This is a genomic window from Paenibacillus sp. S02 (assembly GCF_019454065.1).
GTDB lineage: Bacteria > Bacillota > Bacilli > Paenibacillales > Paenibacillaceae > Paenibacillus > Paenibacillus polymyxa_B.
Genome location: NZ_CP073682.1, coordinates 791,168 through 813,498, shown reverse-complemented (window position 1 = coordinate 813,498; position 22,331 = coordinate 791,168). Strand labels below are relative to the sequence as shown.

Sequence of the window (22,331 nt, the reverse complement as noted above, 5' to 3'; positions counted from 1 at the left end):
GATGGAGAGGATTCTTAAATACAGTCCCTGGAGGTTGATGGATGCAGACTTTTTTTCGATACAACTGGATAATTCGGGAACAATGGTACCGCTGGTGTGAAGAGGTGTCGCAGGAGGAATTACTGAAACAACGCGTCGGCGGAGTCGGCGGCATTCTAAAGACACTCTTTCATATCGTTGATGTGGAGTGGAGCTGGATTCAAACGATTCAGGGCAAACCCGACTTTCAGGAGGACTTCTCTCTGTATGATACGCTCGACAAAGTCCGTGAGCTGGATGCAAAGTTTCGACTCGATGTCGAGCCGTTCGTGCTCGCCTGGCATGATGGTCTGGAACGGAAAAGGTTTGAAGATCACCTCCCGGACGGCAGAATTGTAATTGATGCCTGGGGCGAGGTGATGCGCCATGTCATTGCCCACCAAATCCACCATATTGGGCAGTTGTCCATATGGTCTCGGGAGCTCGGCAAGGCTCCGGTTTCGGCCAATGTAATCGGCAAAGGGCTGATTGAGAGCGATGTTAGCATCGATTAGCTTTAAGCAGTAAATATATACTCATGTGAACATAGGACCGTCCTCCGTAGTTTTTAACTACCGAGGACGGCCCTTTTATTTTTTCATCTATGCTCTCTTGTCCATTCCACGCATATTCTCTTCTTTTAATCGTTTTCATAAAAGCTTGATTGTAACTGATTAAGTTATTCACCTATCAATATTCTCTTGGTTCAGAGTGTTGACCTCTTGCTCTTGAAAGCACCGTAAGCCAATGTAAATAATGCTCCACATAACAGGGCAATAAGATGAGCGATAAGATAATTCATATGACCATGGTTCTCTGACGCTGCAATTGCAAAGCCAGGAAGAGCCGTGGTTCCGAATCCTATGGCTGTCAGCTTGCTTAAATATACATATGCTCCCGCAATCATTCCTCCGAGGCATCCAGCAACCAGGGGAAACTTATACTTTAAAGTGACCCCGAAGATCGCTGGTTCCGAGATTCCAAAAAGTACAGACCCGAATGCAGAGTAACCCATTTCTTTAACCTTGGTGTCTTTGCGATTCAAAAGAATATACCCCAAAACGGCGCCCCCTTGAGCCATCAAAGCTACTGATGCCAATGGGTTGATAAAATTTCTGCCTGTATCGGTTAACAGCTGCGCTTCTACCGCACCCATAACATGATGTAAGCCTGTAATAACAATGATCTGCTGAATGCCTGCAAAAAACATAAAACCGAATATCCCAAGATTTTGCGTCATCCAAAGCAGCGAAACGGTGACCAGACTGGCTAGCTCTCGCCCAAGAGGGCCGATAATCGTAAACAATAGAAGGGAAGAAACAAAGACAGTCAGCAAAGGAGCCAAAAATAGTTTAATCATGTCTGGAACCTTTTTGTTAAAAAACTGATCCAACTTGGCTACCACATATCCCATCATTAGAGCAATAATAATACCGCCCTGAAATCCAACCAACTGTACGGGAAGGCCGAAAAGACTGATCGATTCCGGATTTTGACTCCCTTTAGCTACCTCAAAAGCATCTGCCAGTGCCGGATGAAGCATAATCGCACCCAGCACAAGCCCCAGAATAGGACGACCGCCGTATCTCTTGGTTGCGGAATAAACAACAAGCAGCGGCAGGATTGTAAAAATACCCGTGGAAACGATTTGAACGAAGCGATTGATCCCTTGAAAAATTGGGTACATCTCCACAATCGACTTAGGACCAAATAACCCCTTCTGACCTAACAGCCCGGTTATCCCCATTAACAATGCGGCGGCAAGAATTCCCGGCATGATCTCAATGAAGACATCTGACAGCGATTTAATGGCTTTTTGAAAAGGATTTTGCTTTTGTGCGGACTTCGATTTGACATCACTTAATGACATATCTTCTGTTCCGGTCAGTTTGGAGAACACGGCATAGATGTTATTGACCAACCCTGCTCCAAAAATGATCTGCAGTTGGTCCCCCGCTATGAAAACGCCTTTAACCAGATCAATATCTTCAATCTTTTTTAATTCCGCTTTTTCATTGTCCTCAAGGACAATTCTTAATCTTGTGGCACAATGGGCCACACCGATAATGTTCTCTTCACCACCGATATATTTTAAAATTTCTTGAGAAATTTGCTTATACTGCTTCTCTTTTGCTTCCATCTAGTAAAACCTCCTCTAGCTGAGTCAGATGTCTTCTTTAACAAATCTCCAGAACATGCCTAAAAAGTCCTGCTTCACCCTGGCAAGCGTTATGCCGACATGCATTAATTCATCACCGCCGAATAGCTCACCGGTTTCTACATTTCTATAAACGTAGTCTGGATTCAGACCTTTGAATTTTAATGTTTTAATCGCGGCAGCAGGTTGGGATAAAATCTTGAAATAGCTGGCCGCCATTTCCGTTTGATCCTCTGATACAAAGCTCCATGCGGCTTCATTATCATCAAACGGATTGATTATTCTGTAAAACTTTCCAAATTGAATAAGCGATCTAATTTCTTTATATAGAGCTATCTGTTTTTTTACTATTTCTTTTTCCTCAACGGTTAATGTCGTCAAATCTAGCTCATATCCAAAATTCCCGGCCATGGCGACATAACCTCTTGTCTCCAAGGGAGTTATTCTGCCCACTTGATGGTTGGGTACTGTGGAGACGTGTGCCCCCATGGTAATTGGAGGGTAGACAAGACTTGTTCCCCATTGAATTTTCAGTCGGCAAATGGCATCCGTATTGTCACTCGTCCAGGTCTGAGGCATGTAATAGAGCATGCCGGCATCAAAACGGCCTCCTCCACTAGAACAGCTCTCGAATAAGACATGGGGAAACTTTGATGTAAGCTCTTCCATAATATTATAGAGTCCCAGGATATAACGATGCGCAGTCTCCCTTTGTCTCTCTGGCGGCAAGGCTGCCGAACCCACATCCGTCATGTGACGATTCATGTCCCATTTTACATAAGTAATTGGAACGTCCGATAAAATATCGGAAACCGACTTAATAATGTACTCACACACTTCCTTCCTCGATAAATCCAACATCAGCTGATTTCTTCCCAACGTATACGGACGATCAGGGACATGGATACACCAATCTGGATGCTTTCTGTATAAATCGCTGTCTATGGATACCATTTCAGGTTCAAACCACAAACCAAACTCCATACCCAGATTTCGTATGCGGTTTGCAAGATCCGGCAATCCATCTGGAAGTTTGCGACGATCCACCACCCAATCGCCTAATGAAGTATTGTCATCATCCCGTTTTCCAAACCATCCATCATCCAATACAAACAGCTCCACTCCTACACTTTGAGCTTCCTTCGCCAACTGCTCAATCTTGTCGGCATCAAAGTTAAAGTAGGTGGCTTCCCAGTTATTAATCAGGATCGGCCGCTCCTTGTCACGAAAAGGCCCACGACATAATCTGTTCCTGTATAATTCATGATAAATTCTCGACATGCCGCCCAAGCCATTTTCGGTGTATACCATGACCACTTCTGGCGTTTGGAACGATTCCTCCGGTTCAAGCAGCCATGTAAAATCAAAAGGATTAATCCCCATGGTGACTCTTGTGTTCCGATAGGAATCTACCTGAGTCTGGGCCGTAAAGTTCCCGCTGTACACCAGATTAAAGGCGTACACTTCACCCTGTTCTTCATCTGTTCCTTCTCTTACAAGTGCCATAAAGGGTGCCTGTTGAGGGCTACTAGCTCCACGGCAGCTGTCTACCATTTGAATTCCGGGTAAAATTTTTCGCCTTGCTATATTTTTTTCATTATTATGCGCACCGTACAAGGTAATTAGTTCGTATTCATCATCACGAAAATCCACACTAGCACTTAACGCTTTAAGCAGTTTTAGCTGCTGCCGACCTTCATTATCGAAACGGACTGAACGGGTAATGACATCCCGCTTTTGATACAGGCTATAGGATAGTACAATCTTTACATCAATTAATGGGTCTTCAAGGACGATTTCCAGGGTTTCTACTTCGCCATCATCCTCTGCATAAGTAGAAGGAAGCCCTTTCAATTTGGGCTTGCCTTGGTAAACCTGATGTTCTTTATACCGAAAGTCTGTCACGGTAGAACCATTCTCCAATTGAAGCTGATACGCAGGAATTCTGAAATCACTATTTCCAAATGACGGGTATTCTTGTGGGATGGTATCCAGTGAAAAGGCTCGATCCTCGCCATCCGGATTGGGTGAAAATCCTCTATCCATAAAGATGATCTTATTGCTTCCCCGATAGTTCTGAATTTTCTTTCCCCAATACAGATGGGCTAAATAACCATCTCGTATAACCTGCATGACATAACTCGTATTGCTGCCTTGTAAATGGAATAAAAGCTTCTCTTTATCGATGTGTATAGCCATAGCAACCCCCTTATAGCGCCAATAGTACGTTTTTCAAAAATTATAAATTATGTTGTTTGATTATTGTTTACATCCTAATAATAATTGAATAGTTTTAATAATTATATGGAATAATGTAGACTCTATATGAAACGGTGTGATAATATGCAGAGATGAATTAAGGGGTGAAAACAAATGAGTTCACACTTTTCCAATCATTCCTATAACAACCTGGATCTCAATTTATACACATGTGGCAAAGAAAGCTGTACCAGCAAACACTCTTATGGTCCAGCCATTCGAAGCGGGTATATGGTGCATTATATTTTAAAAGGAAAAGGGATCTTTAAAGTCAACGATAAAATCTATCATTTGGAGAAAAACGATGCTTTCTTTATTGAGCCGAAGGTTTTAATTTATTATGAAGCAGATGAAGTGGACCCATGGGAATATGCCTGGATTGGTTTTAATGGGGTGCAAGCAAAAGAATATCTAAGCCGGACCTGTATCAATAGGGACAATCCCATTTTCCGATTGGAAGCGGAGGGCAGCCTTGCCCGCTGTATGGAGAGCATCGTCGTTTCTTCTACACTGAAATCCAACAAAGACCTGCTGCTTGCATCCAAGCTGTATGAATTTCTGTATTTGATGTTTGAACATTACCCTAATCAGGAAGTCAACCATGAGGTAAGACAGCAGCGGTATATTAAAGAAGCGCTTCTCTTCATTCAACAAAACTATTCACACTTCATTACCGTAAGTGACATTGCCAAGTACATTTCAATTGACCGTTCGTATTTGCATCGTTTATTTAAACAGCAACTAAATAAGTCACCGCAGGAATTTTTATTACATTTGAGGATTGAAAAATCGTGCTCCCTATTAAGAAATACTTCCCTTAAAATCGGAGATATTGCGCGGTCTGTAGGGTATAAAGATGTACTCCTATTCTCCAAAATGTTCAAAACGGTAAACAAGATGACTCCATCCGAATACCGAAAAAATCCCCAAAAATAACACGCTTCGTTCGCAACTAAATTAGGCATATTCATTCCAAAAACAGAAAAATAGCGGCAGTATGGATCAACCTCATGTCCATACTGCCGCTATTGTCAAAAGAAAATAAAGTTCTAGACTGAAAAATAAAGTATTAGACTGACGTTGCTTCATTAAGCTAACGGGCAGATTAGTTAATAATGATACGCTTAACCGTATCACAAATAACGGAAAGTTTCTGATGTGCCCCATTTCCGCAAAATATATCAAAAATAAAATGACGAAATGATGTACAGTTGTGGTAACTCCATGGAGGTGTTGAATGAATTACATTGAATCGGTGACCAAAGCGATAGCCTATATTGAAGACCATCTGATAGAAAAGACCACAGCCGAAGAAATTGCGGAATGGGTAGGATACTCCCCCTATCATTTTCACCGAATCTTCCAATCCGTCACACGAAACACCGTCTCGGATTACATCAGGAGGCGGAGATTGACTCATGCGGCGTACGATTTGTTTCATTCCGATCTTAGAATCGTAGAGATTGCCATCAAATATCAGTTTGAATCTCAGGAAGCCTTCACACGTGCCTTTCAAAAAATGTTCGCCATATCGCCGGGACGGTTCCGCAAGCAAATAAACATGAAAGACACGCTGTTTCGGACGATGGAGAAGAAAGCGTTGGATGAAACCGGGATGAGGCATCTGCTCTACGGAGTAACCCTCGCCCCTTTAATTATCAACAAGGAAAAACGCTATTTGGTTGGAATGGAATTAAGGGGACTGGACTCCCGAGAAATCGGAAAGCTGTGGAGCTGTTTCAGGCAACGAGTGGCGGAAATCGAGAGAAGACGAGATCCTGAATCCACCTTTTACGCATTAATTATGCTTACAGGAGTTCAATGGGAAGTCTCCTACACCGCCTGTGTCGAAGTAAGTGAAGAGGGTCAGATCCCTGAAGGTATGATCAATAAAGTCCTCCCAGCAGCTACATACGCCGTATTCACGCACCGGGGCTCGTTGGATAGAATGCCAGATACGTTCTATTACATCTATAACACTTGGTTACCGAAATCGGGAAGAATGCGCACGAACGATCCGGAAATTGCACGATACGATCATAGATATTTGGGTCCTACGAATGATGATTCCGAGTTTGATATTTATATACCCATTGGCCCCATATTGTAACTGGAGCGAAGTGCGAGGAAAGGAAGTATGGTGGATGATAGGAAACGCAGAGTTTAAGAAAGGGTATGCAGGATACCGAGAAGTAAAAATAGACGATGCTTCTTTAGGCATTACATTTCCCATGACGGTGATGTATCCGGTAGACAATCCTGAACAAGTAGAGCGATTGGGGCCATACCTGTTGGAATTGGCCAGAGGCGCAGAGCCTTCGGGAGGGAGGCTTCCATTGGTTATTATTTCTCACGGTACCGGAGGTTCGCCGCTTGTATACCGGACGCTGGCTCAGCATTTAGCGCGCAACGGTTTTATCGTCGGCATGCCGGAGCATCCGTACAACAATCGAAACGACAACAGCTTGGAAGGGACGGTACAGAACCTTGCCTACAGACCTAGACACCTTAGGATGGCCACCGACTGGTTTTTCGAAAGTAAGATGTTTAAGGAGAAATTAATGCCGAACGCCGTATCGATCATCGGGCATTCCTTGGGCGGTTACACGGCATTGGCAGCGGCGGGTGGCATGCCTACTTCGTTTCCTCATGAAGCCTCGGACGGGAAGCCGCAGCTCATAGAGGTTACACGGGATCACAGAATCAAGTCCCTAGTTCTACTAGCACCGGCGGCAGTTTGGTTCCGAGCTGAAGGGGCCTTGCGTGCGGTTAACCTTCCCATCTTGATGCTGGATGCAGAGAAGGATCCATACACTCCCCCTTTTCACGCACAAATGATATTGGGTGGCGCTGCTGATCCGAAGAAGATACAATACAGAACAGTTGAAAACGCTGGACATTACTCCTTTCTGAGCCCCTTCCCGGAATCGATGAAGACCCCGGCATTTCTCCCTTCGCAAGACCCTTCCGGCTTTGATCGCGAATATTTCCATAAAACGCTTATTGCAGACATATTGGATTTTCTATATATCCATCATGACGCGAGATGTGACGGATAGTTTTTTGGAAAAGCTTTCAGTTGAGGGGCATATATATTAGGTTGCATGAAGAATGTGTTTTCCAGCAAATGAAGGCCTTGAAACTTGCCGTTGCAGACATCGCGGGGAACGTATCACAAGTAGTGGTAAAGCTGAAGATTTGAATTTAATAGAATAAGCAGCCTTTAGTTATCAGTGCAGTCGTAATAAACTAGAAAATGCAGTTGAACTCGCACGTCTCTAAACTAACGTGAAACGTTAGTTCAATGGAAACAGCGACAGTCTAGGACTTTATTTTCTCGTCCTTGGTTGTCGCTGTTTCAATTTTCTAGCCTCAGTCTAATGTAGTGTAGCGCTTAGAAAAATGTAAATGAGCCCATTACCGAAATTTGGAAGCTTCTTATTTCCAATTTTACATGCAATGAGCTATTTATGTTCAGTGTAAGGCAGTGTAAGATACTGGTCGTTTATAAGACATCGTCATCTGCTAACTCATCCGCTTGGCGTTCGTAATCTTCTAAATTAGCTGGGATCTTTAATCTTACTTTATCTTCGTCAAGGATTACTCCCATTTTGCTCGCGTGTTTGAAAGGATCATACGTTTCATTGTTTTTAAGGCATGAGTATAAAACTTGGGCAATCTTACCGCATACATGCCCTATTGCTTTTCTCTTTGCCATTCCTCGATCAACTAATCGTTTATAGTAAACACGAAAACTATTTTTACTTATTTTTGGAGATATTAGTAGCAAAGTCATTAAGAATAGAACTCTACGAGTATCTCTAACACCCTCGTATGTCTGCCTACTCTTAAAAACGGATGTTCCCGAGATTTTATTCTCCGCAGCTACACCAAGGTACTTTTTAAGCTCTAAATATGTTGAGAAACGTTCAATATCACCAATAGCACCGATAAATGTACAGGCCATAGATTCACTCATGATAGGGAAGGACATAAGTATCATTGTATAAGGATGAGGTTTATATCCTTTTTCTTTATTCCCATAAAGCAGGGAAGCTATCTGTTTATCCATGCTTTTTATCGCTTCATCTATACGCAAGGCCTCTTCAATAAGCCACGTTTGCCGTTCAGCTAGATGTGGAATGTTCAAGGCTAATGTGTTGGGTAACAGTTCTGCCAAGGTCATAGAGGCTTTTGTAGCAGTAGTTCTTGCACCAATTGTTATTAGAGTTTGCCTAAGTTCATCCTGAGTTACCTTGGCCATTTCTTGCGCTGTAGGATACTTCAGGCTAATTTGAGGACACTTAACGCACCTGTCTTTTTAAAAGCTCGTTTAAGTTCAGGATTGGTTACAGAAAATAATTGCTGGACTTGATTCTTACGTCTCGTTAATTGAGTAGTAAGCAACCAGCGATCCCTAGTTAATGTGCGGTATAAAACCTGCTCTGCACTTGCAGGACGAACTATACGCACCGAACGCGTATCAGGATGAAGGGTTTTGTGCCATCCCATATAGGCCATGATTCTAGCATTAATTTCATCGGATTTTTCATAAGCCCTAGCTGGCGTTCACGAAAATCCTTTACAGCTTTATTTTCAACCTGATATATAGAGTAACCTCGATCTAATAGAACTCTAACAACTAAATATGAATAATGCCCACCAGTTGGTTCCAGTAATATAAAGAAATCCTGGGGTTTATACTCGAATTGTGCTTGAATATCTTCTAAAGCATGGATAAACTTTGTAATCCCTTGGCTATCCGAGTTAAACTTCATTGTTTTACTACGTTTCCATTCCTTCTCACTGCGGAACTTTTCAAATGGAATGCAAGCAGCAACATGGAAATCCGAACCATATCTATTCCAACATAGAAGGGATAAAAAGCTCTTGAGTTGTCTTGGTCTTCAATAATGCTCGTATCCGTAAGCATAAAATTATTCAACTTATGATCACCTATTCGAATCATTTGCACCAGATTAACCAAGTTTTCTTAAGAGCTCCGCAATGGGCCCAATGTAGCATGTCAGGTTTTAGATTCGGTGCATTACCCATAATAAACTGAGAGGTCGAGAATCTGCCTCAATAACTTTAAAGGGCTTCTGTTAAGTTCTTTCGACAGAAGGAAACAATTTCCTGCTTTCTCTATTAAGTTCTTTATTTTTCTACGCAAAAAAACCTGTCATTTCGACAGGTTGAATAATCATCAAATGTGCAGCGCCAAAAACATGGAGCGCCTCATTTTTGTTAAAGAAGTCCAGGAGGATGTCCTGCCGGCTCCAAACCTATTCTGGGCGGTTGTTCCCAGAGAGGTCACTGCACAATTATATATACGCCTATTAAGGGCTAATTCCTTCTAATACGGTACCAGTTACCACAAATACTTTATAGAAGTCTTATATGCTCCACGTTAGACTCAGGGGTTAACTGGTACACATGTATTTTAGCATGTTGTTTAAAAGTGGTAAAAGCCAATTTATCGAGCTATCGTTTCCCGTTAGCTTAGACTGCTCTATTGACCGCTACAATCTGCAATGAGTCAGTTGGGTGGTCCATCTTTGTGGTAAACACTGGTGTCGTAATGTGTGTAACGTTCGCTAAGCAAACACCAAAACAATCTGGTAACCGTTTCGCAAATAAAGATAAAAAAAATGTAAAACTGCAGTCAATGTTGAATATTACTTTTAAAGTTTCTCCTCTTTTCCCCTTTTCACCCCAGAAATAATTTGTCTTATCTAATAAGTTATTGATACAATGAAGCTAACTTCCAGATGAAGGGACTGAACTATGCGCAGATGTCAATATTTAAACCTAATTATTAAAATATAATGGAGGTAAAAGTATTGATTACAGAATTACACACAGAACGTTTACATCTGAGGAAAATGCAGGTATCAGATTCGTCTAGCTTGTTTAAGATTTGGTCTGATCCAAGTGTTACAAGGTTTATGAATGTTAGTTGTTTTACTAATGAGAGTCAGGCAAAAGAAATGATTACTCTTTTAGAAGATCTTTCTCAAGACAGGAAGGCTGTTCGTTTCTCAATAATTAAAAAAGAAACGAACGAAATTATAGGCTCTTGTGGTTATAATTTTTTGGATTTTGAAAATGAAAAAGCAGAAATTGGATATGACATAGCTAAGTCATTTTGGGGAAGAGGATACGCTTCAGAAGCTATCTCTTCGTTGTTGGACTTCGCATTCTCCTCTTTAAAATTAAATCGAATCGAGGCCAAGGTTGTTCCTGAAAACGCAAATTCTATAAAGCTTTTACAAAAACTCAATTTTACGTTTGAAGGAACACTTAGACAATACGAAAAAACTGAAGGAAAGTTTAGCGATCTTAATATTTACTCAAAATTAATATCAGATTGATTTAACATTCACAAAGACTGCCATTTCCAAACAGACAGGAGAAAACCAATCCTAAGGCATTAGGTTAATCGTAACTGATTTTTATTGAAATAAGCCACTCCGCATTCGGAGTGGCTTATTTGTATATATGACTGAAAATGTTATGGTCAAATCACACTTTATGCTTAATACGAAGAACATGACATGATTTCGTTAACCTGCCCGTTAGTTCAATAATAGGACGCTCCTACACCTTCGCTTGCGCTACGCCCCCCTCCCTACATCCATTTCCAATATTTAATTAAAGAACGTACGCGGGTAGCATGTAGTGCTTAAACAGGAGACTTATCTTAACCTAAGCACTAAGAAAATACTTTATTTTTTGCTGACAGCTATTCAATTAACATCAGTTCCCTTTTTGCTTCGTATAATACTCGGTGATCAGATCGAGGAACACCTTGGGAAACGCCAAGGTGGCCATATCTGCCTCGCTGATCCAGCGGTACCCCGCTGGCAGCGCATTGCGCGTGTGCTCCGCCTGCTCAGCCAGCGTAATCAATGCACTCGGCTTCGCTCCGGTGATGTAGCTGGCCCGCTGTTCGGCAGCCAACGGATATCCTCCCGCCTCCCCGGCAGGGGCGGCGACCTCTTCACACTGGAACACACGCAGGTTCCAGTGAATGTGGCTGAACGTGTGCTCCGCCTCACGTACAAACCGCACCGGGCGCGCAAGCACGCCCTCTGCCAGCAAATGAGCCGCCAAATGGTCCATGGCGGGCTCATCCGGCACCGGGCCGTTGTAGCCCTCCGGCCCGGCAAGCTCATGCGGCAGCTCCCACATGCGGGCCAACAGGCCCTTGGCCGGGCGCTGCCGTACGAGCAAGCGGCCGGCGTTCGCTCCGCTGCCCTCGATGAGAGCAACGGAGCGCGGCTCCAGCCGCGGCGGCTTCGCCTTGGTCTTGACTGGCAGTGTCTCCTCGCGACCTGCCAACCTGCCCGAGCAATGCTCCATGACTGGGCAGGTCAGACAATGAGGCGACTTCGGCGTGCAGACCAGCGCCCCCAATTCCATCAGAGCCTGATTAAAATCAGAGGCTCTTCCTTCGGGAATCAGCTCCCGTACCAGACTTTCCATATGCGCCCGCGTGCTGCCCTTCATAATATCCTCTTCAATGAGAAAATAACGCGACAGCACACGCATCACATTCCCGTCCACAGCAGGCTCTGGTCGGTTGAAGGCGATACTCATAATCGCCCCCGTCGTATACGGGCCTACCCCTTTCAGTGCAGCGACAGCTTGTGTATCATCCGGTACCTGCCCGCCGTGAAGCTCAACTACTTGTTTTGCCGCAGTTTGCAAATTCCGGGCCCGCGAATAATAACCCAGCCCTTCCCACAGCTTAAGCACATCCTCTTCGGGTGCTTCCGCCAGCGCTTCAATTGTAGGAAAACGTGCAATAAAGCGATTAAAATACGGAATGACCGTATCCACACGCGTCTGCTGAAGCATAATTTCCGAGATCCAGATATAAAAAGGATTCCGATGGCGGCGCCACGGCAAATCGCGTTTGTTACGTGTATACCAATTCAACAGTTCAAAGCTGAAATAACGCTTTTGTTCCAATGTATTTGTAGTCATCACATCACATCTCCTTATATTCGACAATCACAAAAGCAGAGGCAATGTTAGGCTGATGTGTAATACTCAAGTGAATGCTGTAATTCGAGTCACCTGTAGACGGCAACCTCAGTCTATCCCACGCGGATGAAGACAAATAAACTACTGGCTTCCCCCCAGGTTCCGGTAAAATATCCATATCGCCGAACCCGATGATTTGCCCAATTCCGCAACCGAAGGCTTTCGTTATCGCTTCCTTGGCGGCAAAGCGCCCTGCTACGAACTCCGTTAGTCTACCCTTGCGTTCCACAGCAAGCTCACGTTCTGCCGGGGTCAGCACCCGATTCAAAAACGCGTCTGCATATTTACCTGCCAAAATATTAGCCATACGGCTTATTTCCAGCACATCATGTCCAATTCCGTAGATCATTTGGGTATTCCCCGTCCTTTTTACTTTACTGGATCTATTGTAACAGTGCGTCCACACCCTGGCGAGTCACAAAGGCGTAAAAACAGCACCAAAATATGTTAAAATAAGAAAGGCTATAGGTGAATGTTTTGAAATTCAGCTGATATGCCCATTTAAAAAAATTCCCGTTGAAAGGAAGGATAGGATGTCAGAAACCATTATTGTTGAAGCAGGTACCGAAGCAGGTACAGATGCGGTGATCCGGGCTTCCTGGTTTCCCGCTAAAAATACAGCCAAAAGCCTGCTCATCATCGCTCACGGCTACAAAGGATTTAAGGATTGGGGCATGTTCCCCTATATAGCAGAAGCATTGAGTATGGATAACCATGTTGTGACCTTCAACTTTTCACATAATGGCATAGGTGAGGATCTAGAGAATTTTACCGAGCTGGAAAAGTTCGCACGCAACACCTATAGCCGCGAACAAGAGGATTTGGAACTATTGCTATCCAATCTGAGAGCACGTCATGAGTTCAGAGAATTGCCGTTGTTTCTGTTAGGACATAGCCGAGGCGCGGGGAGCTGCTTTGTATATGCTCTAGATCATCCTGGCGAGATTGCTGGCGTCATTTCATGGAATGGCGTGACAGATCTTGATCTGTTTACTTTACCGCAAAAAGAAGAAATGCGCGCCAAGGGGCGTAGCTATGTGGAAAACGCAAGAACCGGGCAACAGCTTCCGCTGGATGCTGTCATTCTGGAAGACCTGGAACAAAATCGCCAGCGTTTTGCCATTGTAGACAGACTTGCCAACAGCCAGCTCCCAGCTGTACTAATCCAGGGAACCGAAGATTCCAAACGTCTACGGGAAGGCTCTGCCCTGCTCACTTCCGTTCGTCCCGACATCGAATGGGTACAAATTCAAGGCGGCACTCATACCTTTAATACCGTTCATCCATTCCAGGGAGGCAGTCTTCCACTCGATCAAGCGATTACCGAAACCCGTCGCTTCATTGAGTGGATCGCCAATTAATTATTGCCCCTTCAATACAAACGGCGATCCGCCGGGCGGATCGCCGCATTTATTTACTTCAGGATTTTGCAAAATTCGATTCCAGTCGCTCCAAGTGCAATATATAGACGAACTAGACCATTTCGATCTATATATTGTTTATTGAAAATCGCTTATTGGATTTTTGTAAAATCCTCACTTGAGCATTTTACAATTCCAAAATGATTAATGCTTAAACTCCTGGGATGCTTGTCCGCTTATGCGCTGTACGTGTAAAGAAGCTTTCCAGCTTTTCGCGTGCCGCCGGGTCAATTTCCTTGCCTTCCAGGTAGTCGCTGTTTGCTTCGTAGGAGATCCCCAGTTCTTTTTCATCCGTCTGGCCTTCCCACAATCCTGCTGTAGGCGCTTTGTCCAAAATGGCCTGCGGAACTCCGAGATAGCTGGCCAGCAAGCGCACCTGACGTTTGTTAAGCGTACTAAGCGGCGTAATATCGACCGCTCCATCGCCCCATTTGGTATAAAAGCCTGTGATGGCTTCTGAAGCGTGATCTGTGCCAACGACGAGCAGATTCAACTCATTCGCGAGTGCGTACTGAACCACCATACGTGTTCTTGCCTTTACATTCCCTCTCACTTGCGGAGTAATGGAACGCTCCAGACCGATATTCTTTAACGTATGCTCCACTTCCACGGCAACCTTGTCCACGGCTTCCTTAATGTTCGTTTCCCCAGCATATTTCAGGTCGAACGCTTTGGCTACCGCGTAGCTATGCTCAATATCTTCCTGTTGGCCATATGGCTGGAATACACCCAGCGTTTTGTATTCGTCCCCTTGCTCCTGCGTCAACTCATCTGTAGCCCGCTTGCACAAAGCGGCTGCTACGGCACTGTCAATCCCGCCACTGATGGCGATCAGCAGCCCTTTGCTTCCCGTTTTCGTTACATACGACTTGAGGAAATCCACCCGCTTACGGACCTCCGCTTCTACGTTAATCGTAGGCTGTACTCCCAATTCAGCAATAATCTGTTCCTGCAAACTCATCAGATAAGCACCTCTTTTTTAGGAATTTCCTTCACAAGCCAACATGCAAAAGCCCCGGCAAGTTTCGCAGGCGAAAAATGCGGGGCATAGCTTGAGCAGTCTTACCGGCAAAAACGATCAAATGCACTGGTCAAATCAGCAGCGATCTGATCTGCCGAACGATCCTCCACCTGATGACGCTCGATGAAGTGAACCAGCTCGCCGTCTTTCAACAGCGCGATAGAAGGGGAAGACGGTGGATAAGGTGCGAAAAATTCGCGAGCCTTTGCTGTTGCTTCCTTGTCCTGTCCGGCAAAAACCGAATACAGATGATCTGGCGTAAGATCATGCTTCAGTGCTTCAGCCACACCTGGGCGGCATTGGCCTGCGGCACAACCACATACCGAGTTCACAACAACTAGCACTGTACCTTTAGCATTAGGCAGCTTGGCCTCCACATCTTCAGAAGTACGCAGTTCCTGAATCCCAAGATTCGTCAGTTCATCGCGCATCGGCTGAACTGAATCTCTCATATATTGATCGAAAGACATAGACATATTCTTTCACTCCTTTTCCAAAAATCATGTATACTACGTTTCTAATTTCATCCTTTGCCGTAGTAAAGGCATGGACATCTAAACTTCATTATACAATCTTTTTCACGTAATTTGCAAAAATCCGGCTATATATTTGCACGATTATTTCTGTATCGAATTCATGACAGGAAGCTCAGAATGCTCCCGGTAAGTTGGAACGGTTCTGCGCAATCGAACTTTAAACTGCGTGCCCATTCCCTCCACCGAATCTACGACAATCGTACCGTGATGACGCTCCACTATACTTTGACATAAGGCCAGACCCAGACCTGTACCTTTCGTTTTGGTGGTGTAAAAAGGTTGGAACAGCTTTTCAAGCTGTTTCTGCGGAATTCCTGGCCCTGTATCCTTTACTTCCAGTTCCACAAAATCCCCTTCCTCATGAGTAGAAATGGTCAGCACTCCCTTTTCCCCCATAGCTTCCATCGCATTACGCGATAAATTAAGCAGCAATTGCTTCATTTCCTTAGGGTTCAAATGCAGCATCGTCACATGATCCTCCAGCTTTAGCTCAATCGTCTGTCCCCTCAGATTCGCATCTGCCCACAATAAAGGCGTCAGTTCGCGAATAATATCATGCAAATGACATTGCTCCTTTTCGACAATTCGATTCTGGGCCAGTGAAAGAAAATCGTTAATAATCCCGTTCGCCCGGTCAAGTTCCTCCATCACAATGCGGTAATAATGGTTGAGGGATTCTGGGCTTTTCTCACGCATAAGCTGTAAAAAACCACGCACAACCGCCATCGGATTACGTATTTCATGAGTAATGCCTGCTGCCATCTGTCCAACCAGACTGAGCCTTTCAAAATTGCCTAGCTCACTGCGCAGCGTCTCCAGCTCTGTAATATCTTGCAAGGCGATAATGACACCTGTCGTTTGGTTTGCATGTTTGTCCCGAATAGGAAGGAAACTTGAGAAGAATACTTTGGGGGTAACATTTATAAAATCAGCCCCCGCCTCTCCTTCCAACGCTTTCGCAACTCGTTCGTTAACCGCAGGCAAAGCGCTAAAACCATATAACGAGGTGAATGGACGACCTACTACCTCAGGCAGCGTAATGTAGGGATCGTAGTCCCGATAGAGTTCCAGCATCGTTTTGTTCATATGTATAACTCGTTCTTCGCTGTCCAAAGTAACAAGAGATAACGGCATCAAATCCATAACTTGACGCAGCTTATCCACTTCAATTAAATATTTGCTCGTAAACTCAGTCACATCACGCCGTAGCGCCAGCTTCTCAAAGGCATTATGCATCAGGCTCACGACCGTAAAACTTGCCAGCACCCCTGCACCAATATTCCAAAACGTTGTAAGTAAGTCAGGAATGTATACCGCAATATCCTGTTTGCCCCACAGTAGCGGAAATATCGCCTTAAACAGCATATCAGCCACAACATATGCGGAGATCAGGAGTTTTTTGTCCAACATTGTTCCTCTTTGAAAAAACTTGACATGCAGGAGCATAAAAGGAAAAAGGATAAAACCCGTGCCCACATACATCGGGGACATTTCTGTCGACTGGGCTATAATTAGGACTCCCATCAGTGCGGAAGCGGCGAGCACGAAGGCAGTGCGACGTCTACCGTACATGATGCCAACTGCAAGGGGAATAATACCGAGATTGGAAGGTAGACCATATGGAGACTGATATTGAAAGAGTGTACATAGCAATATGGCTGGCAAGCAACACAAATACAGTATTCCTTGATTGGGTCCAGGAAGCAGATTGCTACCCCAAACCTTTTTCTTATCCCCATAATCCGTTAATATAGAGAAAAAACCCGCCGATATAACGGCAAGGAGAACTTGGAGCACACTTTCCTTCAACGCAATTAACAAGGACTTCTCCCCCTCATCATCTTTCCTTGACGCCGTTAGTTGAATTAAAGCACAGGCTACAATATATTACAATATATGTGTTAAAATCCCGGTGTAGAACGACAAAATTTGCTAAATACTAGATGTTTATAAGAGGAGCGTTTTTACGCAATCCAAATCCCTACAATTGAAAGATATACGCGTTTTACTGTACTCGAAAGCTATCTAAAGTGACGGTATTACGTTATGATGAAAAATCGGTTACGCCGTTCTGAATGATTTTGAAAATTTGTCGACGAAAAGGAAGAGGTTTATGACTTACGACGTTATTGTGATCGGAGGCGGCTCAGCCGGATTAATGGCTGCTGCTGCCAGCGGTGAAGGTGCCAAGGTTCTTTTGCTGGAAAAGGGAAACAAACTCGGGCGTAAGCTGGGGATCTCTGGTGGAGGCCGTTGCAATGTCACGAATGCCAAAGAGCTGGACGAACTCATTCGGCACATTCCCGGCAATGGCCGATTTCTGCACAGTGCACTGGCGGCTTTCGGCAATCGGGATATCATCGCCTTTTTTGAACAGTTGGGTATAGCCTTAAAGGAAGAAGACAACGGGCGTATGTTTCCAGTGACGGACAAAGCCAAAACAGTTGTCGATGCTTTGATCAACAAAGTACGCTCTCAAGGAGTCGAGATTCGGACAAGCTGTCCTGTTCAAGAGGTTATTTACAATGAAGGTCATACAGCTGGGGTGCGACTGCGTTCCGGTGAAATCCTACATAGCCGTAATGTCATTGTAGCCGTTGGTGGCAAATCCGTCCCGCATACCGGCTCGGAAGGTGACGGCTATGCATGGGCAGAACAAGCAGGGCATACCATTACGGAGCTGTATCCAACAGAGGTGCCGTTGACCTCAGGCGAGACGTTCATCCAGACGAAAGAGCTTCAGGGACTATCCTTACGCGACATCAGTCTGACCGTATGGAATGCGAAGCAAAAGAAAGTTGTCGTCCATGAAGGAGATATGATTTTTACACATTTCGGTCTATCTGGCCCGACTGCTTTGCGGTGCAGTCAGTTTGTCGTCAAGGGAATGAAAAAGGATAAGGTGAACACGGTGTTGTTGACTCTCGATTTGCAGCCTCACAAACATGCCGATGAAGTCTACCGTGAGACGCTGGAATTGGCATCGGTCGATGCTAAAAAAGCGATCAAAAACGTGCTTAAGCCTTATTTGCCGGAACGCTTGATTCCATTGTTGCTCCAGCAAGCCGAACTGCGTGAGGACTTGACCTATGATCATATTCCCAAGCAGCAATGGCAAGAACTTGCTCATCGTATTAAGGCATTTCCAATCCGTGTGAACGGTACGCTCTCTCTGAAGGAAGCATTTGTTACCGGGGGCGGTGTGAATTTGAAGGAGATTAATCCGAAAACAATGGAGTCCAAGCTGATGCCTGGATTGTTCTTCTGCGGTGAGATTCTCGATATTCACGGTTACACAGGTGGTTATAATATTACAGCGGCGTTTACGACAGGGCATACAGCAGGAACCCAAGCGGCCGTAAGCGATTAAGACGCTGCGCGTAGGATTTGATCTTACGATCGCTGTTGCCACGGGATTCTCTTGATTATATAAAACATTTAAGGGTAAGAATTCCGTGGCAAAGGCGAACGCTGTCGCTTCTCCAGATTCAAATCCTCCGCTGCGCTGCAAACCGCCATTACATCCGCATTCTTATAGGAAAAGTAGGAAGGAAATCAAAAAGACTTAAATCAGTCATCTTACTGATTTAAGCCTTTTTTTAAAAATGGCGTAAAGAACAAGCTCCATCTTGTTTTGACATTTGTCGCTATGCTATACCTCAATAATGATAGGCAAAATCATGGGTCTTCTCTTCGTCTGACTGTAAATAAACCGGCCAACATCATCTTTTAACATCTGCTTAATCAGTCCCCACTGACTCATTTCGATTTCTGTTAACTCGTTCACTGTGGACATAATCGTGTCGTGGATCTGACTCATGAGCTCTTCGGAATCCTTAACATATACAAAGCCTCTTGAAATGACCTCAGGTGTTGCGAGCATTTGTTTCTCGTTTTTGCTCAACGTCATCACAATAATCAGCATTCCGTCTGAAGAAAGCTTTTTACGGTCTCGCAGTACAATATTACCTACGTCCCCTGTCACCAATCCGTCTACCAAGCTATTGCCGGCTGATACTTTGGGCCCCAGAGATGCCCTTCCCTCTTGGATTTGAACAGTGTCACCGTTATGGACGATAAATACATTCTCCATCGGAATCCCTACAGACTCCGCTAGCTGACGATGCTGATACAACATCCTGAATTCACCGTGTATGGGAATCAGATACTCAGGTTTCATCAGGGTCATCATTAATTTTAATTCTTCCTGGCTGCCATGACCGGATACATGCATCCCTGTGGTACTGCCTGATCCATAAATAACGTTGGCGCCCAGTACGTACAGGTTATCAATGACTTGGGAAAGATTCCGTTCATTCCCGGGTATGGCTCCTGCAGCAATGATTACAGTATCACCAGGCAAAATTTCGATTCTGGGATGCAAAGAATTGGCTAGACGGGACAGTGCAGCCATCGGCTCACCCTGACTTCCTGTACATAAAATAGCAATTTCTTCTGCAGGAAACCGTTCTGTTTCTCCCGCCTCAATCAACAAGTCCTCAGGCATGTGTAAGAAACCCAGCTCCTTAGCCACTGACACCACATTTATCATGCTGCGACCCAGTAGAACGAGTTTCCTGCCTGTTTCCACAGCCGCGTCAATGACTTGCTGGACACGGTTAACATTGGATGCAAACGTAGAAATAAATACTTGCTGTTTGGCTCTGGCAAAAGCATCCAAAATATGTCCGCCAACCAAACGTTCTGAAGGAGTAAATCCTGGCCTTTCGGCATTTGTACTTTCGGAGAGCAGCACTTTTACCCCCTTCTTTCCTATTTCAGCCATGCGATGAAGATCGGGGAAAGGTCCACTGACGGGAGACATATCGAATTTGAAATCCCCAGTATGGACCACATTTCCTTCCGGTGTCTGAAAAAAGACACCCAGGCAATCCGGGATACTGTGGACGGTAGTGAAAAAGGATGCCTGAATCGTTCCCGCTTGAACCGTTGAATCCGCATCTATAAGATGTAGCTCAGCATCACGTAAAAGGTTGTGCTCCCTTAACTTAATCTTAATTAATTCGATGGTGAGCTTTGTGCCATAAACGGGCATATTAATCTGCTTCAGCAGATAGGGAATACCTCCGATGTGATCCTCATGCCCATGAGTCACAATGAGAGCTCTGACTTTATCCTGATTTTCCAGCAGATAGGTGACATCCGGCACAATGAGGTCAATACCAGGCAAGTTCTCATCAGGAAACTTGGAGCCACAATCGATAACGACAATATCCTGATCGTATTGGATAAAATACATGTTTTTCCCGATTTCATTAACACCGCCTAGAGCAGCAATGAGTAATCTATTATCAGCATGCATCAATTTTATTTCCTCCTTAGGAAAATGCTATCCATATTATTCATTTTCCACGTAAACTTATGCATAAAAAGAAACCCTTGTCTCTAGAAGACAGGGGCTCTCACTTGATTTATTAGATACCCACCGCAGCCGAAATAGCAGCAAAAATAGCAGCAACTAACCACAGGATCGGGAATAGCTTGAAGATTACCTTCAGCCACTGTCCAAAGCTGATCCGGGCAATGGCCAATCCCGCCAGCAGTACTCCGCCTGTCGGTGAAATTAGATTGGTTAACCCGTTACCGAATTGGTACGCTGTGACTACTGCTTCACGATTGATACCTACAAGATCGCCAAGCGGTGCAAGTACAGGCATGGTTAGTGCTGCTTCCCCCGAAGAAGATGGGACTAGGAAAGTAATAATATTATGTGCAACCAACATAATGGTAGTGAACAAGTAACTTGGCAATCCTTCCAGAATGCTTGCGAGTGCATTCAATACGGTATCGATGATCATACCCTGCTCGGCGATAATCAGAATTCCGCGGGCGAGACCTATGATCACTGCAGCGTAGATGAATTCTCCACACCCTTTTACAAAATTCTCAGCTATTTCCTTCTGGCTCATTTTAGTAACTACCCCGACAAAAAGACCGAGTGCGAAGAAAAGGGCACCAATTTCAGTCATATACCAGCCTTTGGCCAAAATTCCCCAGACAATTGCTCCAAGCGTTACAATAAATCCACCTATTATTAATTTGTCCCGAAACGTGAAGACGACGTCCTCACCTGTATTTTCTTTTATAAATTGCTCACGATTTATAATATCACTCTGAAACACAATGGATTTCTCCGGATTTCTCTTAACACGATGCGCGTACCACATCGTAAAGGCAATAGAAATCATAGTAAATACAAGCCATTCAATAAATCTCAGCCAGAGTTGAGGATTCCCCTCCACTCCTGCGATCCCCTGGGCAATCAATACTGAAAATGGATTAACAGTCGAACCAACGTAGCCGATTTGCGTTCCCAGAAATAGAATGAGAATAGCAGTCATAGAATCGAAGCCTAGGGCAAACATTAACGGAATAAAAATCGCATAAAGCGGAATAATTTCTTCGCTCATCCCAAAGGTAGAGCCTCCGAGACTGAATATAACCATGGCAATTGGAATAAGCAGAATCCCCTTATTCTTCAGCCGTCTGGCAAGAGCTGTCAGGGCACGATCGATGGCTCCCGTCTGCAGTATAATCCCGAAGGAGCCGCCCACAATAAGGACAAAAGAGACGACATCCGCAGCATTGATAATCCCCTCAATAGGTGCGCTTAGGATTTGGGGGAGTCCTTGTCTTAAATCACCGTTCTCACCAGTTTTGGGTACAGTGTGATAGGTTCCCGAAACGATCGCCGTTTTGGTCACACCGTTCACTGTCACTTCATGACGCTCAAATTGTCCGCTGGGCACAATCCATGTCAATGCGGCGACTGTAATAATAATCAAAAAAATTAAAGTATAGCTATGGGGCAAGGATAATTTCCATTTCATATTCTTGATGTTCAT

General features: G+C 44.4%; 16 protein-coding genes and 1 pseudogene. 7 read left to right on the top strand and 10 right to left on the bottom strand.

The features are described from left to right. The first annotated feature begins 41 nt into the window (after positions 1 to 41). Positions 42 to 533 carry a DinB family protein gene (locus KAI36_RS03650; protein WP_025722635.1) on the top strand — a complete coding sequence of 164 codons (492 nt, stop codon included), beginning with the start codon at positions 42 to 44 and terminating at the stop codon, positions 531 to 533. Between the two features lie 191 nt (positions 534 to 724). Here KAI36_RS03650 and KAI36_RS03645 read toward each other — a convergent pair whose 3' ends face one another. Further along, on the bottom strand, positions 725 to 2,158 hold the full coding sequence (locus tag KAI36_RS03645) for a PTS transporter subunit EIIC (protein WP_025722636.1): 1,434 nt from the start codon (positions 2,156 to 2,158) through the stop codon (positions 725 to 727). Positions 2,159 to 2,182: 24 nt separating this feature from the next. Further along, positions 2,183 to 4,375 (bottom strand): alpha-galactosidase, encoded by a 2,193-nt coding sequence (locus KAI36_RS03640; protein WP_220026984.1) that lies wholly within the window; start codon positions 4,373 to 4,375, stop codon positions 2,183 to 2,185. A 174-nt stretch (positions 4,376 to 4,549) separates the two neighbouring features. Between KAI36_RS03640 and KAI36_RS03635 the strand changes: the two genes are divergently transcribed. From KAI36_RS03635 to KAI36_RS03625, 3 genes are all read left to right on the top strand, one after another. After that, entirely contained in the window at positions 4,550 to 5,371 is an 822-nt protein-coding gene (locus KAI36_RS03635; RefSeq protein ID WP_220026983.1) for an AraC family transcriptional regulator, read from the top strand. Positions 5,372 to 5,672: 301 nt separating this feature from the next. Beyond that, positions 5,673 to 6,545, top strand: coding sequence for an AraC family transcriptional regulator (locus KAI36_RS03630; protein WP_220026982.1), 873 nt, complete (start codon positions 5,673 to 5,675; stop codon positions 6,543 to 6,545). 34 nt (positions 6,546 to 6,579) lie between these two features. After that, on the top strand, positions 6,580 to 7,494 hold the full coding sequence (locus KAI36_RS03625) for an alpha/beta hydrolase family protein (RefSeq protein ID WP_258297292.1): 915 nt from the start codon (positions 6,580 to 6,582) through the stop codon (positions 7,492 to 7,494). A 446-nt stretch (positions 7,495 to 7,940) separates the two neighbouring features. Here the strand turns inward: KAI36_RS03625 and KAI36_RS27650 are convergent. Then, positions 7,941 to 9,395, bottom strand: a pseudogene (locus KAI36_RS27650) (IS110 family transposase). A gap of 883 nt (positions 9,396 to 10,278) precedes the next feature. On the opposite strand from KAI36_RS27650, the gene KAI36_RS03610 reads away from it, so the two are divergent. Continuing rightward, entirely contained in the window at positions 10,279 to 10,809 is a 531-nt protein-coding gene (locus KAI36_RS03610) for a GNAT family N-acetyltransferase (RefSeq protein ID WP_220026979.1), read from the top strand. 385 nt (positions 10,810 to 11,194) lie between these two features. On the opposite strand, the gene mutY is transcribed toward KAI36_RS03610, so the two are convergent. Together mutY and acpS are read right to left on the bottom strand one after the other, a co-directional pair. Continuing rightward, a complete protein-coding gene (gene mutY / locus KAI36_RS03605; protein ID WP_220026978.1) occupies positions 11,195 to 12,427 on the bottom strand; it encodes an A/G-specific adenine glycosylase in 1,233 nt (410 codons plus the stop codon). Between the two features lie 4 nt (positions 12,428 to 12,431). After that, entirely contained in the window at positions 12,432 to 12,836 is a 405-nt protein-coding gene (acpS, locus tag KAI36_RS03600; RefSeq protein WP_220026977.1) for a holo-ACP synthase, read from the bottom strand. A gap of 184 nt (positions 12,837 to 13,020) precedes the next feature. On the opposite strand from acpS, the gene KAI36_RS03595 reads away from it, so the two are divergent. Then, positions 13,021 to 13,848: an alpha/beta hydrolase family protein gene (locus KAI36_RS03595; protein ID WP_028541020.1), complete on the top strand. Its 828-nt coding sequence runs from the start codon at positions 13,021 to 13,023 to the stop codon at positions 13,846 to 13,848. A gap of 211 nt (positions 13,849 to 14,059) precedes the next feature. On the opposite strand, the gene nadE is transcribed toward KAI36_RS03595, so the two are convergent. The 3 genes from nadE to KAI36_RS03580 form a co-directional block, all read right to left on the bottom strand. Continuing rightward, positions 14,060 to 14,869 (bottom strand): ammonia-dependent NAD(+) synthetase, encoded by an 810-nt coding sequence (nadE, locus tag KAI36_RS03590; protein WP_013308728.1) that lies wholly within the window; start codon positions 14,867 to 14,869, stop codon positions 14,060 to 14,062. A gap of 101 nt (positions 14,870 to 14,970) precedes the next feature. After that, positions 14,971 to 15,405, bottom strand: a complete 435-nt coding sequence (locus KAI36_RS03585) for a BrxA/BrxB family bacilliredoxin (RefSeq protein WP_023986978.1) — start codon at positions 15,403 to 15,405, stop codon at positions 14,971 to 14,973. Between the two features lie 141 nt (positions 15,406 to 15,546). Further along, positions 15,547 to 17,286: a two-component system sensor histidine kinase NtrB gene (locus KAI36_RS03580; protein ID WP_220026976.1), complete on the bottom strand. Its 1,740-nt coding sequence runs from the start codon at positions 17,284 to 17,286 to the stop codon at positions 15,547 to 15,549. A gap of 292 nt (positions 17,287 to 17,578) precedes the next feature. Here KAI36_RS03580 and KAI36_RS03575 point away from each other — a divergent pair, with 292 nt between their 5' ends. Beyond that, positions 17,579 to 18,835, top strand: coding sequence for a BaiN/RdsA family NAD(P)/FAD-dependent oxidoreductase (locus tag KAI36_RS03575; protein WP_220026975.1), 1,257 nt, complete (start codon positions 17,579 to 17,581; stop codon positions 18,833 to 18,835). Positions 18,836 to 19,117: 282 nt separating this feature from the next. On the opposite strand, the gene KAI36_RS03570 is transcribed toward KAI36_RS03575, so the two are convergent. Continuing rightward, a complete protein-coding gene (locus KAI36_RS03570) occupies positions 19,118 to 20,788 on the bottom strand; it encodes a ribonuclease J (protein WP_025722882.1) in 1,671 nt (556 codons plus the stop codon). Between the two features lie 112 nt (positions 20,789 to 20,900). Then, the gene (locus tag KAI36_RS03565; protein WP_053324627.1) at positions 20,901 to 22,331 is read right to left on the bottom strand and encodes a YfcC family protein; all 1,431 of its coding nucleotides are present in this window, start codon (positions 22,329 to 22,331) and stop codon (positions 20,901 to 20,903) included.

Excerpts from the sequence above, each read along its gene's own strand:
- KAI36_RS03650 (WP_025722635.1), top strand. The coding sequence starts at position 42 with ATGCAGACTTTTTTTCGATACAACTGGATAATTCGGGAACAATGGTAC.
- KAI36_RS03645 (WP_025722636.1), bottom strand. The coding sequence starts at position 2,158 with ATGGAAGCAAAAGAGAAGCAGTATAAGCAAATTTCTCAAGAAATTTTA.
- KAI36_RS03640 (WP_220026984.1), bottom strand. The coding sequence starts at position 4,375 with ATGGCTATACACATCGATAAAGAGAAGCTTTTATTCCATTTACAAGGC.
- KAI36_RS03635 (WP_220026983.1), top strand. The coding sequence starts at position 4,550 with ATGAGTTCACACTTTTCCAATCATTCCTATAACAACCTGGATCTCAAT.
- KAI36_RS03630 (WP_220026982.1), top strand. The coding sequence starts at position 5,673 with ATGAATTACATTGAATCGGTGACCAAAGCGATAGCCTATATTGAAGAC.
- KAI36_RS03625 (WP_258297292.1), top strand. The coding sequence starts at position 6,580 with ATGATAGGAAACGCAGAGTTTAAGAAAGGGTATGCAGGATACCGAGAA.
- mutY (WP_220026978.1), bottom strand. The coding sequence starts at position 12,427 with ATGACTACAAATACATTGGAACAAAAGCGTTATTTCAGCTTTGAACTG.
- acpS (WP_220026977.1), bottom strand. The coding sequence starts at position 12,836 with ATGATCTACGGAATTGGACATGATGTGCTGGAAATAAGCCGTATGGCT.
- KAI36_RS03595 (WP_028541020.1), top strand. The coding sequence starts at position 13,021 with ATGTCAGAAACCATTATTGTTGAAGCAGGTACCGAAGCAGGTACAGAT.
- nadE (WP_013308728.1), bottom strand. The coding sequence starts at position 14,869 with ATGAGTTTGCAGGAACAGATTATTGCTGAATTGGGAGTACAGCCTACG.
- KAI36_RS03585 (WP_023986978.1), bottom strand. The coding sequence starts at position 15,405 with ATGTCTATGTCTTTCGATCAATATATGAGAGATTCAGTTCAGCCGATG.
- KAI36_RS03575 (WP_220026975.1), top strand. The coding sequence starts at position 17,579 with ATGACTTACGACGTTATTGTGATCGGAGGCGGCTCAGCCGGATTAATG.
- KAI36_RS03570 (WP_025722882.1), bottom strand. The coding sequence starts at position 20,788 with ATGCATGCTGATAATAGATTACTCATTGCTGCTCTAGGCGGTGTTAAT.
- KAI36_RS03565 (WP_053324627.1), bottom strand. The coding sequence starts at position 22,331 with ATGAACATCAAGAATATGAAATGGAAATTATCCTTGCCCCATAGCTAT.